Raw genomic sequence first — 21,474 nt, forward strand, 5'->3', positions numbered from 1 at the left:
TCACATGATGCGTTCGCATACAGATTTAACTGAGGAAGGAGTTTAATGATAGAGCAATCAAGCGAGCTAGGTTTGCAAATGAGAGCACTTCTTACTTAATCGGCAGAGGCTCTCATTCGCTTTCACTCCATATTCATAAATGTTCACAAAATAAACAGTGTTGGTGACTATGAAACCAACACGCTTTGTTGGGTTTATGCGATTTCATTTCGATAGGGTTCCATACTTATTTACTCTATAAGTATCCTTTCCAATCAAGGAAACCCAACTAACTTAGGCAGATACAGCGACAAACTCGGGAAGAAGGCAATGATAAAGACTGCTATCACCGAGGTAATCACAAATGGATGAATTCTTGCCGTTATCTGTTCAACTGTTGAGCCACCAATCCCCGATGCGACAAAGATGTTTTCCCCAAGGGGCGGGGTGGCAAAACCAATCGACAATACACACACGACTACAATGCCGACGTGAGTTGGATCGGCACCCAGCATGTACATGATCGGCAGCAGCACAGGCACAATGATCATGATAGCGGCTAAGGTTTCCATGAACATACCAATGAAGATGAGTAAGCTTATGGTTAGCGCCCATACCAGATACATGTTGTCGGTTAGGCTAAGTAGAGAATCAGCGACGACTACTGGAATTTTTTGTTCCACCAGAAGGCGACCAAATACTGTTGCCGCGAACAGAATCAACAAGACACGACCTGTTATCCACGTTGTGGTAGAAAGCGATTTGATGATGCTTTGAAAGGTGAGTTCTCGGTGTAGAAACAACCCAACAAAAAGGGAGTAAAAAATCGCCACCACGGCCGATTCGGTCGGTGTGAAGATACCGCTGTAGATACCACCAAGAATAAGAAAAGGTGCCAGAATGGACCAAATACCATGCCTTGCCGCTGTTCTGATTTCTCTCGAATCCCAATCTTCTTTCAGCCCCTTGTAGCCTCGCTTTTTGGCAATAACATAATTAGTTGCCATGAGCGACAGTGCCATAATCAAACCAGGGATCACACCTGCGACAAAGAGCTTAGGAATGGAAACCGTTGAAAAATTACCGTGCTCGGCAATCGCTTCGGGTGGTGGCATTAACCCCATGGAAGAGATACCAAAAATCACAAGTGGGATAGACGGCGGAATAATGATCCCAAGCCCACCAGAGGCAGCAGTGACGGCGGAGGCGTAGCTTTTTTCATAGTCTCGCTTCACCATGGCTGGGATCATGAGCATACCAACCGCGGCAGTGGTAGCCGGACCTGAACCGGAGATCGCGCCAAAAAACAGGCAGGCCACCACGGTTGCCATACCTAAACCACCCGTTACAGGTCCAGCTAAATTTTCTGCTATATCGACTAGCCGTTTAGAGATGCCTGCCGCTTCCATTAATGCCCCAGCTAAAACAAACGCTGGCAGCGCCATTAGGGGGAAATTCCCAACCGAGGTAAAAGCGATTTGCACTAACGCAATCGGGTTTTTATCAAGTAGTAGGTAAGCCGCCATCGAGGCGCCCGCCAACGAGACGGTAATTGGGGCTCCCAATATCAGCAGCACTAAAAAGCCGCCAAATAGAATCAGAGTTAAATAGGCTTCCATGCTTAGGGCTCCATTTACTCAGCCTTGAAGGCTTTGTTTTTCGAAAATTTGTTTTTAAGAAAATCGTTTTTTAACGATTGTTTTTGAATCTCTTCGCTTTCTGGGTCTGTTGCTTCAATGCCAAGCACCAGTTTTTCGTAGTTATTCCATAGGATGCGAACCGACATTAAGAAGAAAGCGATGGGCAAAATAAGATAGAAATACTTCATTGGAATCCCAGTGGTTTGAGACTTCCAAAACAGGTTCATTTTGTTGAAAACAAAGTCGTAACTCAGGTATACAAAATAAAGATTGAACGCTACCCAGATAAGATCGGCAATGGTTTCACAAACGGTTTTGACTATCGGCGGGAAGAATCGGAAATGGAAACTCACACGGTTATGTGCCGACATCTTCGCTGCGACAACAGCACCCAAATAAGCAAACCAAACGAACATGTATGTGGCCACTTCATCACCCCAAGGTATGGAATATTGGAAAGTCTGCCGCAATACAATTTGCGAAAAGAGAAGAATCACAAACGAAGCCAGTAACAGGCAGCATGTGTATTCTTCAATATTGTTTAGATGTTTTCTCAATGACTTCATGACACGAGTCTCTGCGAGCTAGAATGGCATCCAACGAATAGGGTTAGATGCCATTGTGTAGGGACGAATACCGTTCTAAATAGACGTATTCTGTGTAAGGCGTTTTTATCGTTATATGCGCTCTAAATTGGCGCTGATTAATGAATTAACGACCGAGAGATTTCAATGTGTCATCCAGTTTTTCTTTGCCGCCAATGCTGGAGTAAAATTTTGGCCATACTTTTTCAGTCACCTTATTCATCCATTCTTTTTCGCCGTCGGCTGGCTCTGTAATTACCATACCTTTAGCGACTAAGTCTTTGCGGATTCGGTCTTCCGACTCCAGTAAGAATTGATAGCTGTGTTCGGTTGCTTCTTTACCTGCCGCAAGTATCGCTTCTTGTATGTCTTTAGACTGTTCTTGGAATATCGACTCACTGACAATCAGCGGCTCGATCGAAAAGATGTAGCGAATGTTGGTGACGTACTTCTGAACTTCATTGAATTTCATTGCATGAACAGTGATGTAAGGGTTGTCTTGACCATCGACCACGCCTTGCTGTAATCCGGTGAAGGTTTCCGACCAGGCCATAGGCGTTGGGTTAATTCCCCATGCTTGATAAGCCGAAATCATGATGTCGTTCTTCGGGACTCGGATCACCAACCCTTTCAGGTCTGCCAGTGTTTTCACTGGGCGCTTGGAGTTGGTCAGAACACGAAATCCTGAATACGCCCAGCCCACAATTCGAACGTTTGCGTCGCGAATGGTGTTTTTCACTAACTCATCTCCAACAGCGCCTTGAGTCAGTTTTTTGGCTTCTTCCGCACTTTGAATCAGGTATGGCATGGTGAGCAAACCCACCGACGGAGAAAAGGGGGTCACGTTATTGATCGCGAGTACGGAAAAATCGAGCAAGCCGATGGCTGCGTTATTGACGGTGTCTTGTTCGTTGCCAAGCTGACCATTAGGAAACAAATCCAATTTCACACTGCCATTGGTTTTCTTTTCCATCAGTTCGCTAAATTTGGTGCCTAATTCCCATTGTGTACCACCAGCTGCATCACCCAGTGCCATTTTAAAGGTCTTGGCAGAAGTGACGGGAGCCGCGATTGCGACGGCAATCAAAGCGCTCCATGAAATGAATTTCGATTTGGTAAGTATCATTGTTTTAACCTTTCTTCCTTGTGCCTGTTATGCGTCCTTTGTTGGATGAAGATGTTTCCGCAAGACGCCCCGATTAAACGTGCGTGTTGTTCTCCTTAAGAAAATACGTAGTGAATAAATAAGTTTGCAGTGAATCGCCAAAGAAGAGCGAGCTAAAGCACTTCGTCTTTTAGGTGATACCACTTGTACAAGAACCGTTGCCCCATGCGGCGAAACGGAGAAAATGCCTCCGATTCCACCATTTCCCGAAGGTTTGGGAACGGCAATTTGGATTGAAAAATAGGGAGGTCGAGGTTTTGTCCTTCTCCTGCGATCCATTGGGCGAGCCGCTTACCTGCTTGCGCGGAGTACATCACGCCATTACCGCCATAGCCTAGTGCGTAATAAATCGATTCTTTATAGTTCGGCTGGTAAATCCTAGGCATCATGTCGTGGCTAACATCAACCCAACCCCACCATGAATAATCGACCTCTATCCCTGTTAACGCGGGGAATTTACGGTGTAAATCGTTAACAAGAAATTGCTTGTACTTCTCTTCTGGAGCGGACTTGCCAGTTATCGCACTGCGCGAGCCAATTTGTACTCGGTTGTCTGGTAACAGGCGATAGTAATGACGTAAAACACGTGTATCCGTTAAGACTTGTTTAGTTTTGAAATTGCATTCATCGATTTCTGCATCGGTGAGCGGGCGAGTCACGATGGAGTTAGAGAGAATAGGCAGCAGGCGGTTTTTGAGTTCTGGGTGCAACCCTTGTGATGTGTAACCACCTGTCGCAACGCCAACGGCTTGGGTTTTTACAATGCCACCCGGTGTTTTGATGTAATGGACGTCACCTTCCGATGTCCACCCGATCACAGGGCTACTGGTGTGTACTTTCACGCCTAGACGCCGTGCTTTTTCCAAATAACCGAACGCTAATTTTCCTGCATGAATACCAATGCCTTCTGGTTCGTGCATGGCACCAGCCGCTTCTTTATCGTCAACAAAGTCGCGCTTTACCGTGGCAGCATCAAGAACTTGTGCGTCGTAATTAAAGGTATCGCGAAGCAACTTAGCTTCTTTTTCTAGTGTCGGCATGACCTTACTGCGATGCGCAATATAGAGATGGCCGCCAGGTTGAGGCTCACAATCGATGTCTTGAATCAGTTCTTTGAAGGTTTCCATACCATCAAGGCATTCGCGGTGCATTTTTAGTGCGGTTTCTAGCCCCCAACGCTCAATCCATTGGGAGCGCTTTAAGCGGCCACTGGCACATTGTGCTTGCCCACCGTTGCGTGTGCTGCACCCCCAACTGGCTCGGTTGGCTTCTAAGACTGTGGCTCTGATTCCATAGTGTTCCGCAAGATAAATGGCTGCGGTTAGCCCTGTATAGCCTGATCCAATAATCACGACATCCGCATCAGTATCCGACAGAATTGGGCCATCGTCTTGAGGCGGCTCGCCCGCTGTTCCTATCCAATAAGTAGGCGCGTAGGCTTGGCCAGTGCCAGGGGTTTGTCGTGTGAGTGGATCGTAGCTAGGGTCGTAGGCTTGCCGGCTCTGCTCTTTTTCAGAAGGCACAGACGCAGCGCCATTCAATACGTGCGGATTCATGGAATCTGAGTTCATGTCTGCCTCCGGATATTATTTGACGTCGCCACTGACGACGGGACGATCTTTACGGAAAGCGTTCTTAACCTGAATTTTTCCATCTTTTACCGTAAACACATCCACCATACGTGCCTCAATTCGGTCGCCATCGGGTGTGGTTGCGCAAAACGTGGATTCAGTAACAGCGCGATCGCCAGAGACAAAGTGAACTGGATCTTTCCATTGAACATCTGGGAAGTTTTTCCATACCACAGCGAAAGCGTCGCGAAGTACTTCTTTCCCTGAGAAGGTGTTCCCTTGTAGCTCGGCACCTGCCGCGGTGTGGAACACGCAATCGTCCGTCACGAAACTTAGTAAAGCGTCAATGTCGTGGGCATTCCAAGCATCACTAAAACCTTGAAGAGTTTGGATTGTTATTTGATCTTGATTGCTAGTGTTCATTTTCTGTTCCTTAAAAAGTGGGCAGAACAAACATGAATCGATGAGAGAAAGATCAGGGTATGAATTCAGATTCAACAGCTGTTTGTTTTGCTAGATTACAGTCTTATCATTTCAATATGCGATACATAACGTTCCATATTGAGATATAGATACCAATAATTAACAAGTTTTTTACAACGTGACGGGCGTCGCCAATCCATAAACTGAGAAATAAATTGGTGACACCAGCCAGCGGCCTTTAGACGTAGTCTTTGTATTTATCTAAGTGGCGTACAGGGGTAGACAGTGCATCGCGGCGGAATGGGTCGCCTAATTCACGTGTACACATGATTTCGATAATGGTTGTCTTGCCTTCGTTCATCTGCATATCGATGGCTTTTTGCAACGTTGGACCGACATCTTCCAATTTATCGACAGTGATCCCTTCTGCACCCATTGAACGAGCAATCTCTGCAAAACTTTGGTTATCCAGTTCTCCAGCAACGAAGCGACGGTTGTAGAAATCCACTTGGTTTTTCTTCTCAGCACCCCATTGGCGATTATGGAAAACCACGGCAGTCACAGGAATATTGTGGCGTACGCAAGTCATGGTCTCGACTAAGCTCATGCCCCAAGCTCCATCGCCTGCGTAAGAGATCGCTGGGCGATGTGGCGCTGCCACTTTTGCCCCAATGATGGTTGGGAACGCATAACCACAGTTACCAAAACTCATGGCCGCAAAGAAGCTACGTGGTTTTTCAAAGCGAAGGTAGCTGTTGGCAATGGAGTTGATGTTACCGATGTCGGTCGACACCATGACATCTTCCGGCATGGCTTTTTCAAGTTCGCGCAGAACTTGTCTTGGGTGAAGGTATTCGCCACCAGAGAAAGGCGTTTCTTGCGCGTTTTCTTCGATCATGTCTAGGCTGAATTGGTCTTTTTCGTGCGTCCAATCGTCCAGTTCTTGTTCCCACGCTGTTTTCTCAGCCTGAATTTTCTCAAAGCGTTCTTGCTTGTTTGCATCACAAGTTAACGTGCGACCTTCTAAACGTTGGGTCAGGGCGACAGCAGCGGCTTTTGCATCACCACAAATACCCACAGAGATTTTCTTAACTAATCCCAACATTTTGTTGTCGGCATCGATCTGAATGATCTTGGCGTTGGTTGGCCAGTAATCCATGCCATGTTGTGGCAGAGTACCGAACGGACCAAGACGTGAGCCAAGTGCAATCACGACATCCGCTTGAGAGATCAGCTTCATCGCAGCTTTAGAGCCTTGATAGCCTAGAGGACCACACCATAGTTCATGGCTGGCAGGGAACGAGTCGTTGTGCAAGTAGCTGTTCACGACCGCAGCACCTAAGCGTTCTGCTAGTGCTTTACATTCTTCAATAGCATCGCCCATAACGACACCACCACCGGAAATGATCACTGGGAATTTGGCTTGAGCTAAGATGTCTGCTGCATCATTTAAGCTTTGTTCGCCACCTGCACCTCTATCGAGACGAGCGGGTTTCGGGATTTCACATTGAATATCACCATAAAAATAATCGCGTGGGATGTTGAGTTGAGTCGGACCCATCTCACTCATTGCGCGATCAAAACAGCGACCGGTGTATTCCGCCATGCGCGAAGGGTGGGTTACGTGCCCTTGGTATTTAGTAAATTCTTGGAACATAGGAAGCTGGTTACATTCCTGGAAACCACCTAGTCCCATGGTCGTGGTGCCGGTTTCTGGTGTCACAATCACCACTGGGCTGTGTGCCCAATAGGCAGCGGCGACGGCGGTAACACAGTTACTGATACCCGGTCCATTTTGTCCTATCACCACACCATGTTCGCCAGAAACACGTGAGTAGCCATCGGCCATGTGTGCCGCACCTTGTTCGTGAACGACTGGGATTAAACGAATGCCAGCAGGGGCAAAAATATCCATGGCATCCATAAAAGCGGATCCCATAATGCCAAACATGTCTTGTACATTGTTTGCTACCAATGTTTCTACAAACGCCTCTGAAGGCGTCATACGCGTTTTTCCTTCAACCACGTTTCTTGTGTTTTCGCTCATCGCTGTCTCCTTGACGAAATAGAATGAATTTCAAAAATTGGAACAATACATTTCGTTAACTGAAATTTAACATTACTCTAGATGTGCAATTTTTGAACGTCAATAGAAATATTTAAAATGGAATGATTTGTTCCATAAAATGATATTTATCTATCAAAAACGAGAAAGAATGGTGTTCAACTTGTGAGCGCTGCGAAAGAATAGAAACAAGTGAATGAAAAGGATTACGTGATGGATATGAGAACAGAGCGAGTCACCACCCGCTACTCTGTTAGGGATACATTTGGGATTGATGTGGATATGGACGTGATCGGATACCCACATCCCACACAGGATGTGCCTGACATTGATATGGCGTATCAATTTAATCCTGAGGTGACGTTAGCGATACTCGCAGGGTTTACTCACAACCGTCGTACGCTGATTCAAGGTCGGCATGGCACTGGGAAGTCGACTCATATAGAACAGGTTGCGGCACGATTGAACTGGCCTTGTATGCGAATAAATTTAGACGGACACCTCAGCCGTCTCGATTTAGTCGGTAAAGACGCCATTGTATTGAAAGATGGTAAACAGGTGACGGAGTTTCAAGAAGGCATTTTGCCTTGGGCGGTTCAAAAACCCATGGCTCTAATACTGGATGAATACGACGCAGGGCGACCAGACATAATGTTTGTCATTCAGCGGCTGCTTGAAAAAGAGGGCAAGCTTGCTTTGATGGAGCAAAACCGTGTCATTACCCCACACCCGCAATTTCGACTGTTTGCGACGGCAAATACCGTAGGGCTTGGAAACGTCAACGGTTTGTACCACGGCACCCAAGTATTAAATCATGCGCAGCTCGATAGGTGGAATTTAACAGCGACGCTCAATTATTTGCCTGCTGAACAAGAAGCGCAAATTGTGTTGGCTCGCGTTCCAGAAAAAAACACACCTCAAGGAAAAATCATCGTGGATCATATGGTGCAGCTCGCCAATCTTACGCGACAGGGTTTTGAAACGGGAGATCTTTCCAGTCTTATGTCGCCGCGCACGGTGATGACTTGGGCGGAGAATTGTGAAATTTTCAAGGACTGTGAATTGGCGTTCAAACTAACGTTTTTTAATAAGTGTGAGGAATCGGAACAAGCCCTTTTGGAAGAATACTATCAGCGTTGCTTTGGTCGGGAACTGCTTAATCAAGAATTACCCAAACAAGAATTGTCAGGGTCGATGCGTAACGATGAATAGTGGAAAACAGGCGATTAGCCAGAAACAACGCAATCAACTAAATCGAGAACACTTATTGGCGACGTTGCGCTCACTTTCAGGGTATTCCGATATTGAATTGAAAGGGGATCGTTTGTTTCAACGCTCGCAGCCGTTGGTGACGCTTGCTCCCCATTTGCAGTTGAGGGATTTTGGAAGTGTCATGCACCTTGAACAAGAAAACGCGTTGGAAGATGAAAGAGCAACTCAAAGAGGTTTAGTCGACGGATGGGTTGCTCATCTCACTAACACCAATCAAGTTGATTTTTTAGCAAGCCGGCCAACACACCAAATGGCTCGCTGGGTATTTGATGCGCTAGAACAGCTTCGAGCGGAATCGTTGATTTCAAAAAAGTTTGAGGGGGTGAGCGTCAACATAGAGATGCACTTTGAGCATTGGTCTCGGCAATATGAAAAGGCAGGGCTACTGGAAAGCCAAGTGGGCATATTGTTGTTTACGTTATTGCAAATGGTGCGTTCTCGAGTTCAATCCTTACCTATCCCCGAAATCATTGAAGAACAGATAGAGTCAACAAGAATGGCGTTAGCGCCTCTTATCGGAACCCCGCTTTCTAAATTAAAAAGATCAGCAAATAGCCAGATTGAATACGCTAAGTTTGCGAACGATATTGCGCAAGTTATTGCGAATTTAGTAGACAGCACATTAGAGGATGAAGATGCCAATCAACCCCCTACTCGTAATCGCATTGCCTTCGATTTGTTGGTGGAAAATGATGGCGAGATTGAGTGTGAATTGCCTGTCGCCCAAGCAGGGGAGGGTACTTCTGTTGAAGGGAGAGCTTCAGGGTATCAGGCTTTTACCACCGACTATGATGAAGAACGTTTTGCCGCTTCGTTGGTCAGGGGGGCATTACTTACCGAGTTTCGGGAGGACCTTGATAAACAGTGGATGCAGTCGGGTATGTCCATTCGTAAAGTTGCACAGAGAATGAAGGAGCGGTTTTCCACTCCATGCGAACCCCAGTACCAGTTTGGTGAGGAATCGGGTTTGATTGACGGGCGCAGGCTTAGTCAGATCGTGACGAACCATAACGAGAAGCGTGTATTTTATACTCGCCCTCAAATGTTGAAGCCAGACATGCAACTGACGATTCTCATTGATTGTTCTGGCTCGATGCGCAATTCAATTCGTTCTGTCGCACTGATGGTTGATGTCCTAGTTAGGGCGGCGCATTTATCTGGGGTAAAAACGGAAGTATTGGGGTTTACCACGCGTTCATGGAATGGGGGACGAGCGCAGCAAGATTGGTTAAAGGCGAGAAAGCCGAAGTTACCCGGGCGGCTCAATGAACTGAGGCACCTCATTTTTAAAAGCGCGTCAGACAATTGGGTGAAATCGAAACGACAGATAGCCGCGATGATGAAGCACGATTTGTTTAAAGAAGGGATTGATGGAGAGGCCATACTCTGGGCTCAGAAAAGATTATCAAACAGCGAATGCCAGAAGAAGGCGTTATTGGTGATATCCGACGGTTGCCCTATGGATACCGCAACGCAATTAGCGAACGATGATGCTTATCTCGCACGCCATCTTTCATACGCCATTGCGCAATGCGAACAAGAGGGAACGTTAGTCACAGGTATGGGGATAGGGTTGGATTTGAGTGCATTTTACACTCACCACTTGGCCGTCGATCTAGATCAGGACACTAACACTCAGACACTCTTCAATTTGATCGACAAAATAGCCTATCGTTTGGGCTTTTCATCCTTTATGTAAGCCTAGGTTTAGGCGAGCTCCTTGGTTAGTTCAAGATTGGTATCGTACAAGTTTGCCTTCTCTGTGTTTAAAATGTCATTGATAGTCTCTAGGGCTTGACGAACAGCTGCTTCTATAGAGTGTCCTGATAGAACTTCTACCGCACACTTTGACATAAAGTAATCACCTGCTCCAAGCGTGTTCCCATCGAAATGTTTGTAGATTGTGTCAAATCGTTGCGTATTTTCTGGTGTGATAACTTCTGCTCCCTGCTCATCCTTGGTCACGACGATCGTTGTTTTAAGCAACGCTGACAGCGTATTCAGGTTTCCACATTTATGATATCGGGCAAAGCTTTTTGCTTCGTGTTGGTTAAGAAATAGGTAATCGACCCGAATATCCTTGAATGGAATTTTCGTCACTTCCTCTGCCGAGCATCCAGCAATAAAAACTTCTTTTGAACAACGGTTGGCAGCTTGAATGATGGTTTTAAGGCTTGTTACAGAGAACTCAGCTGTCACCAGTACTCCTTTTGAATCTTGTATTTCTGAATGCACGAATTCATTTGTCAATTCGATGTCATTCAAAGCTTCTTGAAGAACGGACTTATTGTCGGATTCTGAACCGTTAATGATGGAGAATATGGAGTCTTCCATGTTCGGGACAGTCAAAATCTTTTTTGTTACGCCACATTTATCCAAAACGCGTTCAATTTGGTTGGATAAAATAGAACGGTTTAGTGCTGTCATAAATGTAGTTGGGTAGCCGAGTCTAGATGCGTTTAATGCCATATTTAAACCACATCCTCCTGCACTAAAGTGAACTCTCCCCCTGTGGTTTTTATTGCTGCCGAGGGTATTGATGGTTGCAACGATGTCGACATTGGCAGCACCTGCGATCAAAAGGTTTCCCATACCGCTTCCTTGATGTGTTCGTTATAGAATTAGTATTAATGATAGTGCTTATTTCGTGGTGTTTATCTTTTTAAAGTGTTTACCATCTCTTGGATACTCAACCCTGCAATAAAGCGGAAAATTTTGTAGACTGACCTCAAAATTCAACTTCTTAAGGAGAAGAAATGAAGCTGTTTGTATTTGAACATTGCCCGTATTGCATTAAAGCAATGATGGTCGCTGGCTTGAAAGGTCTTGACGTTGAAGAAGTGTTTTTGCAAAACGACGACGTAGATGCCCGTATTGAAAAAGTGGGTGCGAATATGGTGCCGATCCTTCAAAAGCCTGATGGCAGCTATATGGCAGAAAGTTTGGATATCGCGAAACATTTGGATGCGTCAGATGGTGCTTCAGTGATTACCGAAGGTAAATTTGGTGACAAAATTAGTGAGATATTAGCGCAATCGTTTGAGTTTAGTGGTCCTTTGCTTTACCCGCGTTGGTTGATGATTGAATTACCAGAGTACGGCAGTGAAGCAGCTAAAGCGTGGTTTACCAAAAACAAATCCGCCATGATAGGGATGAGTTTTGAAGAAGCCTTCTTTAAGTCTGATGAATACTTACCAAAAATGAATGCGTTGCTTGAAAAACTGGATTGGCTGACATTGCCTTCAGAGCGAGGTAATACCATCAGTTACGACGATGTGAACTTATATCCTCATCTACGTAATCTAACGGTTGTGAAAGGTATTCAGTTCCCTCAGCGCGTTCGACAATACATAGATGAAGTCACTGCGCTTACTAAGATCCGCTTGTTCGATTCAGTCGCCGTGTAGTTAGTCTCTAAACTTCGCATTTAGAGACTATGTCGATATATAACGAAAAATCCCGAATTGATCGGGATTTTTGTTTTTGGGTGGCTGTTATTCTAAGTGAGAAAATGTTTGCCGTTATTGGCACCCATCCGAGCCACAAACCATGCTCGCAATGACATCGGGATTGCCAAAATAACCCGTGTGGGTTTTATACATATTGGTAATCAGACCAAACCAGGTACTAGCGTTACTCACTTTGACATTGTGTACGGTCACCATACTATCACCTGAACTTTTGCCGGTTGCCGTGGTGGTACCGTAGTTGCTTACGGGGTAACTCAATAAATCGCTCGGGTCGGTGTACGCGACGACGTTAATTTTCCGGAGATTTTTTTGCTCACTACCTATCGAATCTCGCAAAGCAGCGACTAAGCTGTTGGAATACAAATCTTCTTGCTCTGCGGTATCTTTATTAGTTTTTATAGATTTGCAATTATTCAGTGGGCTTAAGAGTGGAATTTGGTTCGATGCCATAAAAACGGTTGATGACTGAGCAATAAGCGACTTGGTGACCGATTGATTTTTAGCATAATCAGAGTGCTGACTTGGGTGAGGAGTGCACATTAGTACATCTCTGAGTACCTTGCTTCCTAAGCTGGATGAGATAAAGAAGATTCGGTTCTTGATAGTGCTGGATTCTGGATTCATCTCTTGAACTTTAGCCATCGATTTCGCAAGGTACTCTCGGATTTTTATGCCCTTAGACCCTGCGTATGTAGTGACGTCGGACAGGCATCCTGAGACCAGACTGTCTTTGAGTTTTTTATTTAAATAGGCTGCTTTGCCCTGAATTTCCAGCTCTCCAGAATTTCGAATCTGATTCCAGTCAGAGTAGTGGTATGCGTAGAATTTCAACTCAGATTTTTCATCACTGACTTTGTACTCTCTAAGGTAGGGAAAGCCCGCTGATGCACTTCCCTTGGGGTAGTAGTAACCTAAATCATTCGCTGTGATAGCCCCATTGTACCCAGCCTTTTTTACTATGTTTTCAACAGGATCTCTGGCCCAATCGGACGGTTTTTCACACATGCCATGAACCATAACAACAATAGTTCGGTAAGAAATACTGTTTGTTTTGTTTGCCATCAACCCTTCAAACGTGGCTGTCTTCTCCATTTCTGGAGGAGAGTATGGAGATGTACACGCTGTTATAAGTAAGCAGATGGCGATTAAAAAATAGTGTTTCATGTTGAAATCCTTATTCTTTAATTGATTTTAGTTTCAGTGTGTTAACTGTGAATTATATGAAGAGTGAGATGAATGAACACCCAGTATCGCGCAGGATGCGATAAGTGTTTGGTATATATTCATTGACTTTCACCTTTTTAAATTCGTTAAACATTATGCATAAGCACAAATTTAATAAGGAGATTGGTATCAAATATTTGTTATTTTTTTGTTAAGTTTCGGTTGGCTTGTTCTAATGGCAAGTCGTTTTATGAGTGGTAAATGGTGAATCACATGATACGGGCGGCAGTATCAATGTGTTCAACAAGTATGCTCTGAATGGAGAGCGGAAGACAATCAGTAAGTGGCGGCTGATAATCTAAAAACTGACGAGAAAGTCGCCGATGATTTGATTACTCGAGTTGGCAATGGTGCCTTTACTGGTGTGCTCATCGTACGAAAATTGCAGATTTAAATCAGATACTTTGCCTTTGGTTAGAACATTGCGCAGCAAAATATCGCTATTCATTTGGTGGGTCGTGACTCCCCACTGAGTGTTACTTTTAAAAATATTGAATTCTATTCTCATTTATTTCCTCTTCGTAGAGTTGGATTTTTCAGTTTTGTTGCGGCATTTCTGAAACCAGAAACGGTGTCGACCAATCGATTTAGACATGATTTTTCCTTTTTTCATTAGGGTCTTTTGACCTTTAGCAGTTAATTATTGTTCAAGCTGAAATTAGCTGAACGTTTGAATGCGCGTAAACGCATACCAATACCTTCATTAAAGTATTCGAATGTTTCACTTTGATGTATTAAGACTGTATGTTTCTAAAATAGTTCTATGACACGATCATCATAACGATGGATGCGTTAAAACACAGGAAGAAATTGAAGTAGTAACAAAGAAGGTTATATAGCTGAAGCGGTGATGCGAGGTAAAGCCGGAGGGCTAAACGAGCAAGCCGCGAAGCTTGCTCGTAAAAGCATAACTTACGCAGGTACTACGTTAGCAGCCTGAAGACCTTTTTGGCCTTGCTCTACTTCAAAAGTCACTTTCTGACCTTCGTTAAGAGTTTTGAAACCTTCAGAAGCGATAGCACGGAAGTGAACGAATACGTCAGCACCGCCGTTATCTTGAGAAATGAAACCGAAACCTTTCTCTTCGTTAAACCACTTTACAGAACCAGTTACTTTGTTAGACATGGAATGCCCCTTAAATATATTGAATTAAATAGGTTCGCTATAAGCGAATGCACTGAAAGCCGGAATTATTTAATTTGACGATGAAGCTAAGGGTGTAACAGAGGGTTCAACAGTTACGAAGGAATTCTGAAGACTTGCTTTGACTTAATGTTTTTTTTAAATAACTCTATGTGACAGAGCGCACGTAATATTACATCAGAGAGATGCGTTGTAAAGGTTTATTTTCAATATATTGTCTTTATCTTTGGGATTTTGGGCATTTCCCCGTGAAAAGCGCCTTGTGCGCCCATAAACCCAAAAGTGTATGGGCTCACTTTTAATCCTTCTCGCTCCTTTAGATTCTGACTTTCTCGTAGTTTGTTAAACATCCATTCTTCTAACTTGAGTGAAACTTCAGCAAACTCTTCTTTTGTTAACTCTGCCTTAAGGCTGATGAGGAAAGCCTGATCGTCCTCCAATTGTATATCCACTACTCTTTCTTTTAGTCCATTGAGTACTTGGCGAGTAAAGAAACAAGAAAATTTTGCTCCTTTCTCAAAAGCAGTGTGCGCGGGAACAAGAACCTTGCAGTTGTTGTTTGCTTGTAACTCGATGAAGTTAAACTTTTCAAGCTTTCTTAGGTATAAATATAGAGACGCATCATCCAGTTCGTGGCGTTGTCCTATCTCTTTGGGAGATCGGTTCTCAGATAACTCTGTCCAAAAAGTAAATAAAGCAGGGCAATCACAAAATGCTAAATCTTGCTCAGATGTAAAAAGGGGGATGGAGAAAGCATTACGCTCGGCTTCAGCAAGAATTTTCGATAGAGGAAAATTCACTAACTGGCTAATCGTCATCATCCGTTGCATTGATAGAGGCTGTATGTTGTTTAACAGCCGTTTTACACTGACTTCAGATATGTTCAACTCATTCGCAAGTGCTTTGTAGGAAATATGATTACTTTTTAATTCTCTTTTCAAGATGGCGCATGTTTCTTGAAGCAAACGGGTATCCATTCTTGTTCTTCCTATTTACGGCTTAAGTCACCTTACTTGATACATAAGGTATCATAAAAATATCTGTTTAATAGTCTTGTTGAAAATAAGGGTCGTTATGAGATTCTTTAGCGTCATTTTTGACGTGGGATGATTAAATGAACAAAAGGGAGCTCACGATACGATTCGGTATCCAGCAGGGTTTGCATTGGTTAATTATGGGGATCATGATCCCTGTGATTACGCTTATTTTCCAATCTCGGGGGCTAAACTTATTTGACATTGGTTTAGTGATGGCGGTTTGAATTGGCAGTACCGCTTTGTTGGAAATCCCAATGGGAGGCTTAGCAGATAAATATGGTAAGAGACGCACATACCTTGTTTCACTATTTACGAATATGGTGGGTTGTATTGTGCTTTTGGTGTCTTATGATTTTTCATTCCTGCTAATGTCATCTTTTATTTTAGGCGCTTCTCGTGCCTTATATTCAGGCACTCTCGATGCATTATTTTATGATTCCTTTCAGCATCAAGCTGGTGATGGCACCTTTCATTCGGCATTAGCAAAAGTGAACGTGATGATTACGTTTGGACTTGCAATTGGGTCTCTAATTGGCGGTGTGCTACCTGACGTGATAAGTGGCTTAGGAGCCAGTTTTTCTAGCGTTTATGATTTGAATATTTTGACTGTGATCATAGGTAACGTGTTGCTACTGGCAGGTACTATATGGGTAATTCCTAACCAAAAACAACTGACCCGGATTGACCCATCCATTGCCGTCAGTTCAGCTCAAAGCAATCTCCAAACAATAAAAAGCGCTTTTACACATTGTGTCATCAAGCGATTGATGCAGACCACTTTAGTATTAGGCATGGTGCTGAGCGCCGCTGAGAATCATTGGCAGCCTTATCTCGCACGTATTATTGAAGATACAGGGTATGGAATCACCATGTTTGGTGTGGTGTCTTCTTTGTATTTCTTGATGTCCGCTGTCGCTTCACTTGGCTCTATAACATTGTTGACTTGGTTTAATGGGTCTCATCGAATGCTGATGTTGGTCACGAGATGTATGGCTGGTGTACTCTTCTTTTTACTTGCGCATACCACATCGTTTTTAGGCTTTTTAGTGTGTTATTTGGGCTTTTTCTTCCTTTTCACTTTGGGACACAATTCAGAAAGTGTTTTGCTAAACGACAATACCAGCGAAGAAGTGCGTTCTACAATACTGTCGGTGAGCTCGTTCGTTGTAACGATTGGTGGGGTAGTGTCCTCCTTAGTGTTTGGCTTTATATCAGAACATTACGGTATACCTCTAAGCTGGCAGCTATCCGGTATATTGCTTGTGGTTTCTTCATTTGTACTTTTATTTATACCAAGGAGTAACATTGGCTAAAACAAAGATCGGATAAACGGACTCGTAGGTTTGATGGAGCCGCTAGTACTGCGGCTCATGTTTGGTTTTAATCGGGTTACTGTTTACCGTCTTCGAAATCAGCATCATGGTTGGATTGAGGCTGTGCATTTGTCCGTTCATACCAATTGACGTTTCGAGTCATCACCATAACTAAGCTTAAAACGACAAAGCACAATAGTGTTCCCATCAGTAGGGCATAGCTTTCGGCTTGCAGCAGCCCGAACAACAATCCGTACAGAATGAGTAAACTGATGCCAAAGATGCTGCCATGTTTACGGTTATTCAGCATACCGCCCACGTACACACTCAATAAGGCAGTGGACGCAACGGCAGACACTAAGTATGCCCAATTGAAGCCAGTATGCTCACTAAGGGAAATCAGCAACAAATAGAACAGCGCTAGAGCAAGACCCACAAAACCGTACTGGATAGGGTGAATAGGGCGCGCTTGGAACAGCTCTAATAAGAAGAAGCTAGCGAATATAAGGGTAATGACCAGCAGAGAATAGTTTACGGCGCGATGGGATTTAAGGTAATGGTCGACAGGGTCAATCAAGTCCACACCCATTTGCCTGCCGTTAAGTTCGTAACATTCGGTATTGTCTGACATGCATTTATCAAACAGTTGGGTAATGTTGGTTGAAAAGTTGTTGGTTGCCCATTGAGCGCTGAAGCCGGTTTCTTGGATATCGGAAGAAATAGGCAAATAATCGCCAATAAAACTCGGGTGAGGCCAGCTAGAGGAAAGCTTAACACTGGTATTGTTGCCAATCGGGGTGATTTGTAGATTACCCATACCTTGTAGCAAGAAGTTCAAATCAAATGTTAGCGGCTTAGATGTATCTAAAGTATCGATGTCCAGTTTGCTGTGGAAACCTTGTGTCATTTGGTTCATCCCAGTACCTGGTTCAACTTCGATGGATTGTCCATCGAGTGATAACTCCCCTAAGTTGATTAACCCTCTGCTGTCACTGATGCCCACCACCATGCTGATCTTATCTATTGTGAATTCGCTCAAATCATCCAGCGAAGAGAGATCAAACCCCCCATTGAGGTCGGTCTGCGCTTGATAAAGGCGAGCTTTATAGATCCCTCTGTATTTCTCGAAACTTTCAAGATGAGACGTCAGGTTAAAGGTATCGGGTAAAATGAACGCCTGACGTTCGAGCATGAATTCTTTGTCTTTATTAGTGATGGTTTCCGTGTACTGAATATTGATGAAAGGTCCCATGATGCGCTGCTCACCGCTGCTGCTTCGAGCGATGTCTTGCTGAACTTCCTGCTGTCGATAGGAACGCTCAGAAATAAGGTCTTCAATCATGGATACTGGAATCTGCAGTAGCAGAAATAAAAACAGCACAAAGCCAAACTTTATGCCGAGTTGGTTGTTCATAAATTTTTTCGTTTCACTCTCCTTAAACGTTATTCGCACTCTAAAACAGCAACTTGGAGAGTGAATGGAGGTTATGTGGAGTTTTTATGGAGTTGCTAATGCCTTTATGGGGTAGAAACGTTTTTAAGGGGTTGGAAGCTGCAGCGTGACTTTGACCCCGCCCTCGACGTTGGCTATCTCGAGTGTACCACTGTGCAACTTAGCGACTTGCTCAACGAAGTTAAGCCCCAACCCAGTGCTTTTCACGCCACTTTCCCTAGGCAGTGAGTAAAACCGTTCGGTGATTCTTTCTAGGGCGTAGTCAGGAATGTGCGGCCCTGTATTGAACACTGTGAGCTCCGCATTTCCACCACTGTACGAGATACACCAATGAATACTGCCTTGTTCAAAAACAAAATCGAGGGCGTTTTCCATTAAGTTGAATAATGCCTGTTTCAATAAGAAACTGTCGCCGCATACGGTTAACGGACTGTCTGACGCGCTTGGTTCACTCGCAGTTATTTCGCATGATGCCGATTTTTTACTGAGCTTGGCGTCTGAGGCGTGCACAACTTCTTCCAACATCATGAGTAGGGGAAGTGGCTGCGTATTTTCCAATTGAGGCATTTTTTCTAACCGAGCTAACTCCAACAGTTTATCGATAAGCAATTGCATTCGGTTGCTTTCGCGTTCTATGTTGCCAGCGAAACGGCTTATTTTTTCTTCCGGTAGCGGCATCTGCAAGATTTCACTCGCACCTTTAATGGCAGAGATTGGGCTTTTAAGTTCGTGGGTGAGTGTTTGAACATACTCTTCAACGTAGTGTTTTCCGTCGAGTTGATTGCGCATTTTTTCCAGCGCATTACTTAGCGTGCCGTATTCATAAAAGATTCGAAAAGTCGGCTTGGTGACTTTTTCTCCGCGCCCCATTTTTTCTGCGTAATCTTCAAGTTTATGTAGGGCAGAGTGAATACGCCAAGCGATGAGCGCACCGGTGAGCAATACTAGCCCTGTCATCCACATCATCCAGAACAAGACATTTCGTTTTGAAAGATCGATAAAAGGCTGAACACTCCGATTGGCTTTCGCGACCGTAACGCTGCCGATAATTTCTCCTTGATGGTAGATGGGGGCGGCAACGTGCATAACCGTAGAAAGAGGATCTTCGGGGTTTTCTGTTGTACTGCGAGCCCCATATTTTCCGCGTAACGTTAAGTACACGTCATTCCACTGAGAGTAATCTTTGCCCACGTCTTGCTGCCAAGAATCTGCGATAACAATGCCATTTCTATTGGTGATATAGATTCGATGATTAATGACTTTTTTGCCGATTTCCCAGATTCTCGCTTCCGGTTCTCGCTTACCATAAGCGGTCAGTAAACTGGCAAATCGACTTTGTGTCATTTCACCATTTGCAACTTCTTCTTCCGCCAGTACGGCAAGCAAATTCGCCATGTCGACTAACGTTTCCTCTGTCGCTTGGCGCACGGTCGGTTTCAGTTCTTGAATGACCGTTTGGCTAACGATATAGGCAGTCATGCCCACCAAAACAAAGTAGAGGAAGAACAGACGAATCCCGAGGGGGATTTTAGGCCAATTGAACGTTTTGTCGGTCATGTTAAGCCTTACAGCGGTGTGAGTTTTGAGCGCAATAGTAGTATCCGAACCCGCGTTTTGTACAAATTCTATCTGTCATACCAAAGGGTTTGAGTTTGTTGCGAATGGCTTTAATGTGAGAATCGATATTACGTTCGTAGATGGCATCTGGCGTCATGTCGGCAGCGATCATGAGCTGTTCTCGGCTAAGTACATTGGTCGATACATCAATCAACTTATGAAGGATTTTGAATTCCACAGCGGTTAGACCTAGGTTTTGGCTGCCCACACGGTAGTCAAAATTCTCAGGGTATAAGTCTTGGGTACTCTCGACCGATTTTTCCGCTTCAGGTGGGGGAGAGACTAATGGGCGAGATTTAATACGAAGCTTGATTCTTGCAAGCATTTCCCGAGGGCTAAAAGGTTTGGTTACGTAATCATCAGCCCCGATTTCTAGTCCAACAACTCGGTCTATTTCATCATGTCTGGCGGTTAAAAAAATGATAGGGATTGCGGAAAAATCTCGAATGGTTTTACATAGCTCGAAGCCATTTCCATCCGGTAGCCCCACATCCAGAACCAATAAATCTGGGCTTTGTGCTTTTAAATGGGCAAGCCCTTCACCAGCGGTTGAAAACCAGTCCACTTGATAACCATCCATTTCCAAAACGTGGATTAAATTTTCAGCAATAGCGGGTTCATCTTCAATGATCAGGATATTCAAAATTTGGCTCGATTCAGGTTTTATATCGCGCAATTATACCAGCCAAAAGTAAAGTATGGGGCTGGTGTGTTAGCTGCAGTCACATATCAGTGTTTAATCAGATGAGTCACTTGGGGAGCATGTCTATAAAGAACGGCACCATCAAGCGCATTGCGATCAGAAATAACACAATCGATATCCCTTTTCTCATGGTATTGGGGGCGATATTCGTCGGATATTTCTGGGTTAAGTAGGTCACAAGCATCACTAAGGGAATCGCTGCGGCTGAAATAGTCAGAATTTCAGGGGTGAGCTGGTTTTCCCATGCAAGAAGCACCGTTCGAGAAACCGAACTGCAAAGAAAGGTGGAAAGCAACAGCGCACGAATATGCTCCATTGCCATAGGTTGGCGATAAAAGTGGTAAACAAGTGGAGGGCCGCCCAGCCCGAACATTCCGCTACAAAGCCCCGAAGTAAAGCCAGCAACAGAGAAACTACGAACACTAGAGAGTTCTTTTTTTGCCGACGCTCGCCAAAATAAACTGATGGCGCTGTACAAGATGATACAGCCCAACAAAAACTCCAAAGTACTTATCGCTTCACCACTGAGATGGTTCAAGCCCAGTAGACCAATATAGATACCAGGCATAACACCTAAAATGGTGAACACCCATTTACGCCAAGGGGTTTGCCGACCAACACCTTTTAAGGCGACTAGACAATTTCCGATTGTTATCAAACTGATGATGGCAGCGATAACAGGTAAACTGTAGAGTTGGAAAGCGCTGGTCAAGCCGATAATGATTATGGCGATACCAAACCCTGCTACAGTTTGGAAATACGTGCCAATGGCGATAATAACGAGTAACAGGATTAATTCCATTCGTGCGAGGTAA

General features: G+C 44.4%; 20 protein-coding genes. 5 read left to right on the forward strand and 15 right to left on the reverse strand.

Translation table 11 applies throughout. The features are described from left to right. Positions 1-254 precede the first annotated feature (254 nt). The 6 genes from LDO37_RS19370 to xsc all read right to left on the reverse strand — a co-directional run bounded on the left by LDO37_RS19370 (position 255) and on the right by xsc (position 7,409). Positions 255-1,598 (reverse strand): TRAP transporter large permease, encoded by a 1,344-nt coding sequence (locus LDO37_RS19370; RefSeq protein WP_126608137.1) that lies wholly within the window; start codon positions 1,596-1,598, stop codon positions 255-257. 14 nt (positions 1,599-1,612) lie between these two features. Continuing rightward, positions 1,613-2,185: a TRAP transporter small permease gene (locus LDO37_RS19375; protein WP_101110388.1), complete on the reverse strand. Its 573-nt coding sequence runs from the start codon at positions 2,183-2,185 to the stop codon at positions 1,613-1,615. A 145-nt stretch (positions 2,186-2,330) separates the two neighbouring features. Next, the gene (locus LDO37_RS19380; RefSeq protein ID WP_101110386.1) at positions 2,331-3,329 is read right to left on the reverse strand and encodes a TRAP transporter substrate-binding protein; all 999 of its coding nucleotides are present in this window, start codon (positions 3,327-3,329) and stop codon (positions 2,331-2,333) included. 152 nt (positions 3,330-3,481) lie between these two features. Then, complete coding sequence (locus LDO37_RS19385) at positions 3,482-4,924, reverse strand: NAD(P)/FAD-dependent oxidoreductase (RefSeq protein ID WP_126608144.1); 1,443 nt, start codon at positions 4,922-4,924, stop codon at positions 3,482-3,484. A gap of 30 nt (positions 4,925-4,954) precedes the next feature. After that, positions 4,955-5,362 (reverse strand): nuclear transport factor 2 family protein, encoded by a 408-nt coding sequence (locus LDO37_RS19390; RefSeq protein WP_104403191.1) that lies wholly within the window; start codon positions 5,360-5,362, stop codon positions 4,955-4,957. Between the two features lie 238 nt (positions 5,363-5,600). Further along, positions 5,601-7,409 (reverse strand): sulfoacetaldehyde acetyltransferase, encoded by a 1,809-nt coding sequence (gene xsc, locus LDO37_RS19395; protein ID WP_101110382.1) that lies wholly within the window; start codon positions 7,407-7,409, stop codon positions 5,601-5,603. Positions 7,410-7,640: 231 nt separating this feature from the next. Between xsc and LDO37_RS19400 the strand changes: the two genes are divergently transcribed. Next, entirely contained in the window at positions 7,641-8,639 is a 999-nt protein-coding gene (locus LDO37_RS19400) for an AAA family ATPase (RefSeq protein ID WP_126608138.1), read from the forward strand. Then, a complete protein-coding gene (locus tag LDO37_RS19405) occupies positions 8,632-10,398 on the forward strand; it encodes a cobaltochelatase CobT-related protein (RefSeq protein WP_126608139.1) in 1,767 nt (588 codons plus the stop codon). Before LDO37_RS19400 ends, LDO37_RS19405 begins: the two co-directional genes overlap by 8 nt. 8 nt (positions 10,399-10,406) lie before the next feature. On the opposite strand, the gene LDO37_RS19410 is transcribed toward LDO37_RS19405, so the two are convergent. Further along, complete coding sequence (locus LDO37_RS19410; RefSeq protein WP_126608140.1) at positions 10,407-11,291, reverse strand: PfkB family carbohydrate kinase; 885 nt, start codon at positions 11,289-11,291, stop codon at positions 10,407-10,409. A 164-nt stretch (positions 11,292-11,455) separates the two neighbouring features. Here LDO37_RS19410 and grxB point away from each other — a divergent pair, with 164 nt between their 5' ends. After that, on the forward strand, positions 11,456-12,106 hold the full coding sequence (gene grxB, locus LDO37_RS19415; RefSeq protein ID WP_126608141.1) for a glutaredoxin 2: 651 nt from the start codon (positions 11,456-11,458) through the stop codon (positions 12,104-12,106). A gap of 114 nt (positions 12,107-12,220) precedes the next feature. Here grxB and LDO37_RS19420 read toward each other — a convergent pair whose 3' ends face one another. From LDO37_RS19420 to LDO37_RS19435, 4 genes are all read right to left on the reverse strand, one after another. After that, complete coding sequence (locus tag LDO37_RS19420; protein ID WP_126608142.1) at positions 12,221-13,333, reverse strand: hypothetical protein; 1,113 nt, start codon at positions 13,331-13,333, stop codon at positions 12,221-12,223. Between the two features lie 358 nt (positions 13,334-13,691). Then, positions 13,692-13,901 (reverse strand): hypothetical protein, encoded by a 210-nt coding sequence (locus LDO37_RS19425; RefSeq protein ID WP_224055761.1) that lies wholly within the window; start codon positions 13,899-13,901, stop codon positions 13,692-13,694. 404 nt (positions 13,902-14,305) lie between these two features. After that, a complete protein-coding gene (cspE, locus tag LDO37_RS19430; RefSeq protein WP_101110364.1) occupies positions 14,306-14,518 on the reverse strand; it encodes a transcription antiterminator/RNA stability regulator CspE in 213 nt (70 codons plus the stop codon). Between the two features lie 224 nt (positions 14,519-14,742). Then, positions 14,743-15,513, reverse strand: coding sequence for a helix-turn-helix domain-containing protein (locus LDO37_RS19435; RefSeq protein ID WP_126606500.1), 771 nt, complete (start codon positions 15,511-15,513; stop codon positions 14,743-14,745). A 137-nt stretch (positions 15,514-15,650) separates the two neighbouring features. Between LDO37_RS19435 and LDO37_RS19440 the strand changes: the two genes are divergently transcribed. Then, on the forward strand, positions 15,651-15,797 hold the full coding sequence (locus tag LDO37_RS19440) for a hypothetical protein (RefSeq protein ID WP_224055762.1): 147 nt from the start codon (positions 15,651-15,653) through the stop codon (positions 15,795-15,797). A gap of 18 nt (positions 15,798-15,815) precedes the next feature. Beyond that, complete coding sequence (locus LDO37_RS19445; protein ID WP_224055918.1) at positions 15,816-16,886, forward strand: MFS transporter; 1,071 nt, start codon at positions 15,816-15,818, stop codon at positions 16,884-16,886. Between the two features lie 76 nt (positions 16,887-16,962). Here the strand turns inward: LDO37_RS19445 and creD are convergent, their stop codons facing one another. The 4 genes from creD to LDO37_RS19465 form a co-directional block, all read right to left on the reverse strand. Continuing rightward, positions 16,963-18,300, reverse strand: coding sequence for a cell envelope integrity protein CreD (gene creD / locus LDO37_RS19450; protein WP_126606501.1), 1,338 nt, complete (start codon positions 18,298-18,300; stop codon positions 16,963-16,965). Between the two features lie 123 nt (positions 18,301-18,423). Further along, positions 18,424-19,896, reverse strand: a complete 1,473-nt coding sequence (gene creC / locus LDO37_RS19455) for a two-component system sensor histidine kinase CreC (protein WP_126606502.1) — start codon at positions 19,894-19,896, stop codon at positions 18,424-18,426. A 1-nt stretch (position 19,897) separates the two neighbouring features. Further along, positions 19,898-20,599, reverse strand: coding sequence for a response regulator (locus LDO37_RS19460; RefSeq protein ID WP_126606503.1), 702 nt, complete (start codon positions 20,597-20,599; stop codon positions 19,898-19,900). 106 nt (positions 20,600-20,705) lie between these two features. Further along, positions 20,706-21,461 (reverse strand): sulfite exporter TauE/SafE family protein, encoded by a 756-nt coding sequence (locus LDO37_RS19465; RefSeq protein ID WP_126606504.1) that lies wholly within the window; start codon positions 21,459-21,461, stop codon positions 20,706-20,708. Positions 21,462-21,474 lie beyond the last annotated feature (13 nt).

The organism is Vibrio penaeicida (genome assembly GCF_019977755.1).
GTDB lineage: Bacteria > Pseudomonadota > Gammaproteobacteria > Enterobacterales > Vibrionaceae > Vibrio > Vibrio penaeicida.